This is a genomic window from Nonomuraea sp. NPDC004186 (genome assembly GCF_053603495.1).
This window is the reverse complement of sequence record NZ_JBSGFQ010000028.1, coordinates 112,534-119,267: the sequence shown is the minus strand read 5'-3', so window position 1 is coordinate 119,267 and position 6,734 is coordinate 112,534. Positions and strand designations below refer to the sequence as shown.

Sequence of the window (6,734 nt, the reverse complement as noted above, 5' to 3'; positions counted from 1 at the left end):
GCCACGGCCCACAGCGTCACGGCGGGCGTCGAGCGTACGACGTGGTTGACCGCTGGTGGCTGTCCGTCTCCTGGCTCCTGTGCGGGTACGGCATGCGCATGGGGCGGGCGGGCGTCAGTCGAATGCCGTCAGCTGTCGCTCACGCGCCGCGCTCAGGTGTCCTCGCGTCGCCGCCTCGGCCGCGTCCGGGTCCCCGGCCCCGATGGCCGCGGCGATGCGTTGATGCTCCTCGATCGTCGTGCCGGCGTGGGCGTAGGGGAAGTATCTCCGGTGCAGGTGAAGGTGGACGTGCAGGCGCTCGAGGCCGTCGCGGAGCAGGGGGTTGCCCGACGCCTCGGCGATGAGATCGTGGAAGCGGGCGTCGTGGGCGGTGAAGGCCGCGTGCCAGCGCCAGCCCTCGGGGTCGTCCGGCTCCTGCGCGATCGAGGTGGCCGCCTCCGCGATGATCGATTCGCGTTGCGCTGAGGTGGCCCGCTCGGCGGCCCACCGCGCGGTGGCGCACTCCAGCAGCAGCCGCATCTCGAACAGGTGGTTGAACTCGGCGCGCGTGAGCAGCGGGGTGACCGTGTAGCCCACGAGGGGGCGCTTGCGGACCAGCCCGTCGGACTCCAGTCGAGCCAGGGCCTCGCGAATCGGCGTCTGGGACACCTCGAGCTCGCGGGCCAGCGCGTCGATGTTGACGCGGTCGTCGGGCTGCATGCTGTGCTCGAGAATGCGCGCCCTGAGCACGTCGTAGACGTCGTCGCCGAGCGTCGACCGCCTGAGCCGGATCGGTTCGGTGGATGCCATCGGGCCCAATCCTCCCACGGAGTCGACGTGTCGCCGGAAGGTCAAGTCTTGACGTCCCGACGGAACAGGAACTATACCTCCATGAAACATCCTATAGGATCTATGATCCTGAGAGGCGTAGTCATGAATCAACGATCACTGATCCGGCTCGGCGGGCTGGCTGCCGCCCTCGTGCTCGCCGTCACCGCCACCGCCGGTTGCACGAGGAAGAGCGACGACACGACGCCGGCCGGCGCGTCCACCCGGACGCCCGACCAGGTCAAGATCGCCCTGGTCCCCGGCGGGGCACATCCCTACTTCCAGCCGTGGAAGGACGCCGCCACCAAGGCGAAGAGCGATCTCGGCGTCGGCGACGTCAGCTTCAACGAGACCTCCGACTGGGACCAGACCAAGCAGAACGACGTGCTGAAGTCCCTCGCCGCGCAGGGCTACAACGCCTTCGGCGTCTTCGGCGTCTCCCCGGAGAACATCAACGCCACCTTCGAGGACCTCAAGCGGCAGGGCTTCCCGGTCGCCTCGCTGGCGTCCTGCCCGGCCGGCGAGGTCGACAAGGCGGACTTCTGCCTGTCCACCGACGTGCAGCTGGCCGCCTACAAGGCGGCGCAGGCCGCGATCGAGGCCATGGGCGGTCAGGGCGACCTCGTGCACCTGACCGGCAACAAGGTGGATTCCAACACCCAGCGCCGCATCGCGGGGGTGCAGAAGGCGGTCGATGAGACCGGCGGGAAGGTCAAGCTCCTGCAGACCGTGACCGACGTGGACAAGGACCTGCAGACGGCCCAGAAGGCCGTCGCCGACCTCCTCGCCGCCAAGGGTGACCAGATCCAGGGCATCGTCAACACCGCCTACAACCCCGCGGTGGCCTCCGCGGAGGGCGTCGAGCGGTCCAAGCTGCCGATCAAGGTCGTCGCGATCGACGACGACAAGACCATCCTCGCCGGTCTCAGGGACGGCTCGGTCGCCGCGACCGTGCTGCAGAACCCGGTCGGCCAGGCGTCCGTCGGCTCGTACGCGCTGATGAAGCTCGCGGGCGGCTGCACGATGGCGCAACCGGGAGTGATCATCGACTCCGGTTCCTTCGTCGTGACCAAGGACGACATCGACACCTACGACACGGACCGCCAGGCGAAGACGGACGAGCTGAAGAAGGCGTTCGACAGCCGGTACCTGTCCTGCAAGTAATCCCACGAGCCCCAGGAGGAGCCTCCCTTGCCCGCGATCACTCACGCCGAGGCATATCTTGTCGACCTGGAGGTCGAGACCGTCCGCACGGACGCCGTCCAGTCGTTCATCAAGCAGGAGACCGTCTTCGTCGAGATCCGGACCGACGACGGCGGCACCGGAACCGGTTACACGTACACGATCGGCACCGGTGGCACCGCCGTGCTCGCCCTGCTGCGCGACTACCTGCTGCCCAGGCTGGCGGGCGCGGACGCCCGCCGGGTGGAGGCCGTGTGGCACGACCTGTTCGCCGCGACCCGGGCGACCACGGTCGGCGCGATCACCTCCCTGGCCCTCGCCGCCGTCGACACGGCCCTGTGGGACTGGCGGTGCCGCGACGCCGGCCAGCCGCTGTGGATCCTCGCGGGCGGCGCGAAGGACCGCATCCCGCTGTACGACACCGAGGGCGGCTGGCTGCACCTCACCACCGAGGAGCTCATCGCCGGCGCCAAGGCCAGCCGGTCCGCGGGCTGGCCCGGCGTGAAGCTCAAGATCGGCCGCTCCCCCGTCGAGGACGCGGAACGGCTGGCCGCCGTCCGAGCGGCGGTCGGGCCCGACTTCGACCTGATGCTCGACGCCAACCAGTCGCTCACCCCCGCGGAGGCCGTCAGGCGGGCCCGGCTCCTCGAACCGTCCGACCCCTACTGGTTCGAGGAACCGCTGCCGGGCGATGACGTCGCCGGACACCAGGCACTGGCCGCGGCCTCCTCGATCCCCGTCGCGGTGGGCGAGTCGCTCTACTCCGTGGCGCAGTTCCGCGAGTACCTGCACCGGCAGGCGGCCGGCATCGTGCAGGTGGACGTGGCACGCATCGGCGGCATCACGCCCTGGCTCAAGGTCGCGCACCTGGCCGAGGCGTACAACGTGCCGGTTTGTCCGCACTTCCTCATGGAGCTGCACGTGAGCCTCTGCTGTGCGGTCCCGAACAGCCGCTACCTGGAGCACATCCCCCAGCTCAGGGCGATCACCCGGCAGGAGATCGGGATCGCCGACGGGCACGCTCTGGCGCCGGCCTCCCCCGGGCTCGGCATCGAGTGGGACCGCGACGCGATCGACGACCGGAGAGTCGCGTGAGCACGCGGACCGCGACGCCGCCGGAGATCCCCGCGGCGGGTCCGCGCGAGCCCTCGAGGATGCCACTCTGGGCGAACCCGCGCCTCGGGCTGCTCATCCTGCTGATCGCCCTGGTCGCGATCTTCACCGTGCTGCGGCCGGCGTTCATGGACACCACGCTCACGCTCGTGCCGCTGCAGTCGGACATCAGCGTGTACGCGGTGGTCGGCCTCTCCCAGCTGGCGGTCCTGTCGCTGGGGCACATGAACATGGCCGTCGGCCGGATGGCGGCGATGAGTGCCTTCGCCATGGGCCTCGCCTACGACCGGCTCGGCGTGTCGCTGCTCGTCGGCCTGGCGATCGGGCTGATCGTGGGCACGTTGCTCGGCGCGCTGGCCGGGCTGATCATTTCGCGTACCGGCGTCAACTCGTTCGTGGTCACGCTGGCGATGGATTTCGCCCTGGTGGGGCTCATCACCATCCTCTACACCAGGTTCACCGACGGCGTCGCCTTCAGCAGCCGGCCCGCCGGCATGGACGCGCTGCGCAACGACACGTTCGCCGACTACTGCATGGGCGACCTGTGCGGCCCGTACATCCCACTCGTCGCGCCACTCGCCCTCGTCGCGGTGCTGGCGGTGGGCCTGCTGTTCCGCTTCGGCAGGCTGGGCCGGGAGATCCTGATGACCGGCGCCAACGAGAAGGCGGCCGAGCTGTCCGGCATCCCCGTCCGGAGCCGGGTGGTGCAGGCCCACGCGCTCAGCGGGCTGCTGGCCGGGCTGGCCGGCTTCCTGCTCGCCGCGAACAACGGCGCGTTCTCGGCGCGCATCGGCGACGCGTTCCTGCTGCCTTCCTTCCTCGGCCCGGTACTCGGCGGCACGCTGCTGGCCGGCGGCGCCGTCAGCGTGCTCGGCACGGTGCTGGGCGCGACGCTCACCCAGGTCATCTACAAGGGCCTGAACCTGCTGCAGTTCCAGCTCGACCAGCTCAATCTCTACATCGGCCTGGTGCTGCTCGGCGCGCTGTCGCTCGATCGGGTACGCCACGTCGCCGCGGAACGAAGGAGGGCACGGGCATGAGCACCGGCACCACGACCGCCGTCCGCGCCGGACTCGGCGGGCGGCTCAAGGATGTCACCGCCCGGCCGGAGTTCACCCTCGCGGTGCTTGCCGCCGCCGGTTTCGTCGCGCTCGCCGTCGCCACGGACGGCAACCTGCTCTCGCGCGGCACGCTGGACGCGTTCTTCCGCTTTCTCGCCGTCCCGATCGTGATCGGGCTCTCCCAGATGGTCGTGCTGGCCATCGGCCAGATGAACCTGTCCGTCGGCACCCTCACGGGCCTGTGCGCCATGGTCGCGGCGTGGCTCATGCTCGAAGCCGGGCTGCCCGCCCCGCTGGCCGTGCTGGGCGCGCTCGGGGTCGGTCTCGCCGCCGGCCTGGTCAACGGGCTGCTCGTCGTGTTCACCCGGATCAACGGGTTCATCGTGACCCTCGCCACCATGACGATCATCGAAGGGCTGCGGTACGGGGTCAACGGCCCCGACACCTTCCAGGGGTACTCGCCATGGCTGCGCGGCCTCGGCACCGCCTCGATGCTCGGGCTGCCGGTCGTCCTCGTCCTCGCTCTGGTGGTGGCCGCCCTGGTGGCCCTGTTCTTCGGCCGCGCGGTCGTGGGCCGGCAGTTGCTGGCGACCGGCGGCAGCCCGTTCGCCGCGCGGCTTTCCGGCATCTCCAACGATCGGTCGATCGTCATCGCGCACGGGCTCAGCGGCCTGCTCGCCGGCGTCGCCGCCGTCATCACGGTCGCCGCCTCCGGCTCCGTCAACTCCAGCATCGGCGACGATCTGCTGCTGCAGAGCTTCGCCGCGCCGATCATCGGCGGGGTGGCGCTCGCCGGCGGGGTGGTCAGTGTCGCCGGCACCTGCCTCGCGGCGTTCCTGGTTCGGCTGGTGGACGTCATGCAGGCGCAGTTCGGCATCAACCCGCGCTGGATCGACCTGATCGTCGGCGCGGTCGTCCTCGGTGCGGTGCTGCTCGGCGCCGTACGCCAGAAGCTGTCGAAGGGGTCGTCATGATGCTCACCGCCGAGAACCTGGTGAAGACGTTCCCGGGAGTCCGCGCGCTGGACAGGGCCACCCTGCGGCTCGCCGCGGGCAGCGTGCACGCCCTGCTGGGCGAGAACGGCGCCGGCAAGAGCACACTCATCAAGATCCTCACCGGTGTGCACAGGCCGGACGGCGGGCGGGTCGCGCTCGGCGACGCCGAGCTGCACCTGAACGGGCCACTCGACGCCCAGCGGGCCGGCATCGGCGTGGTGCACCAGGAGCGCAACCTGATCCCCGAGTTCTCCATCGCCGAGAACATCCTGCTCCACCACCTGCCGCGGCGCTTCGGTCTCGTCGACCGGGCGCGGATGCGTGCCGAGGCCCGCCGCTGCCTCGACCTGCTCGACCTGGACCTCGACCCGGGCACCCCGGTCTCCCGGCTTTCCGTGGCGCAGGCGCAGCTGGTCGAGATCGCCAAGGCGCTGAGCGTCGACAGCAAGGTGCTCCTGCTCGACGAGCCGACCGCGTCGCTCACCGGGGACGAGGCCGACCGGCTCTACGGGATCGTACGCAAGCTGCGCGACAGCGGACACGCCGTCGTGCTGGTGAGCCACAAGCTGGAGGAGGTGTTCGCGGTCGCGGACACGGTCACCGTGCTGCGCGACGGGCGCAGCGTGGCCGAGGCCGAGCCGCTCGCCGGCTACACGCAGGACCAGATCGTCGACCTCATGGTCGGGCGGGCGTACTCCTCGGTCCGCCTCGCCGAGCGGCACGTCGACCCGGTGACGCCGCCGGCCCTGCGGCTGGACAAGGTGTGCACCGCGCGGGGCCACCGCGACGTCTCCCTGTCGGTGCGCCCGGGAGAGATCCTCGGACTGTACGGCCTGGTCGGGGCCGGCCGCAGCGAACTGGCCAAGGCGCTGCTCGGGCTCGACCGGATCACGTCGGGAACCGTGGAGGTGCGGGGCCGTCCGGTGCGCATCCGCGACGTCGGCGAGGCGCTCCGCGGCCACCGCATCGGCTACGTGACCGAGAACCGCAAGGAGGAGGGCCTCTTCCTCGACCAGCCGATCACCCGCAACGTCGGCGTCACCGTCTGGCGGCGCCTGGCCAGGGCTGGGCTGGTGACCGATCGGGCGGAACGTCGCCTGGTGACCCGGTACGTCGACCGGCTGGGCATCCGGATCTCGTCGCCGTCCCAGCTCGCGGGCCAGCTCTCCGGCGGCAACCAGCAGAAGGTGAGCCTCGCGAAGTGGCTCGCCGCCGAATGCGAGATTCTCATCGTGGACGAGCCGACGGTCGGCATCGACGTACGTACCAAGGCGGCGTTCCACGAGCTGATCGCCGAGCTGGCCGGAGCGGGGCTGGCGCTGCTGCTGATCTCCTCGGACCTGCCGGAGATCGTCACTCTCGCCGACCGGATCGCGGTGATGAACGACTTCAGCCTCAGCGGCGAGCTGGTCAACGACCACGACTACGCCCGGATGAGCCAGGCGATCATCCGGTTGATCCACGCCGAACGGGTGCCCGAGGGGCAGGTGCCTCAAGCCTTGTAGGACGACGCCCTCGCCCTAGTGTCCTGAGCCAGCAATTCGTCGCGTGTTGTCGGCTATGGGGCGTGCGGGAC

At 70.4% G+C, this 6,734-nt stretch carries 6 protein-coding genes; 5 read left to right on the top strand and 1 reads right to left on the bottom strand.

What is annotated here, in order from left to right:
• Positions 1 to 114 precede the first annotated feature (114 nt).
• Positions 115 to 789, bottom strand: a complete 675-nt coding sequence (locus tag ACWEPL_RS23485) for a GntR family transcriptional regulator (RefSeq protein ID WP_363964424.1) — start codon at positions 787 to 789, stop codon at positions 115 to 117.
• 123 nt (positions 790 to 912) lie between these two features.
• Here ACWEPL_RS23485 and ACWEPL_RS23480 point away from each other — a divergent pair, with 123 nt between their 5' ends.
• The 5 genes from ACWEPL_RS23480 to ACWEPL_RS23460 are packed head-to-tail and all read left to right on the top strand — an operon-like array spanning position 913 to position 6,663.
• Positions 913 to 1,971 (top strand): sugar ABC transporter substrate-binding protein, encoded by a 1,059-nt coding sequence (locus tag ACWEPL_RS23480; RefSeq protein WP_452437449.1) that lies wholly within the window; start codon positions 913 to 915, stop codon positions 1,969 to 1,971.
• A 27-nt stretch (positions 1,972 to 1,998) separates the two neighbouring features.
• Positions 1,999 to 3,084 carry a mandelate racemase/muconate lactonizing enzyme family protein gene (locus ACWEPL_RS23475; RefSeq protein WP_452437448.1) on the top strand — a complete coding sequence of 362 codons (1,086 nt, stop codon included), beginning with the start codon at positions 1,999 to 2,001 and terminating at the stop codon, positions 3,082 to 3,084.
• Positions 3,081 to 4,142 (top strand): ABC transporter permease, encoded by a 1,062-nt coding sequence (locus ACWEPL_RS23470; protein ID WP_363964418.1) that lies wholly within the window; start codon positions 3,081 to 3,083, stop codon positions 4,140 to 4,142. The genes ACWEPL_RS23475 and ACWEPL_RS23470 overlap by 4 nt, the downstream gene beginning before the upstream one ends.
• Positions 4,139 to 5,137: an ABC transporter permease gene (locus ACWEPL_RS23465; RefSeq protein ID WP_363964416.1), complete on the top strand. Its 999-nt coding sequence runs from the start codon at positions 4,139 to 4,141 to the stop codon at positions 5,135 to 5,137. Before ACWEPL_RS23470 ends, ACWEPL_RS23465 begins: the two co-directional genes overlap by 4 nt.
• Entirely contained in the window at positions 5,134 to 6,663 is a 1,530-nt protein-coding gene (locus ACWEPL_RS23460; protein WP_363964414.1) for a sugar ABC transporter ATP-binding protein, read from the top strand. The genes ACWEPL_RS23465 and ACWEPL_RS23460 overlap by 4 nt, the downstream gene beginning before the upstream one ends.
• Positions 6,664 to 6,734 lie beyond the last annotated feature (71 nt).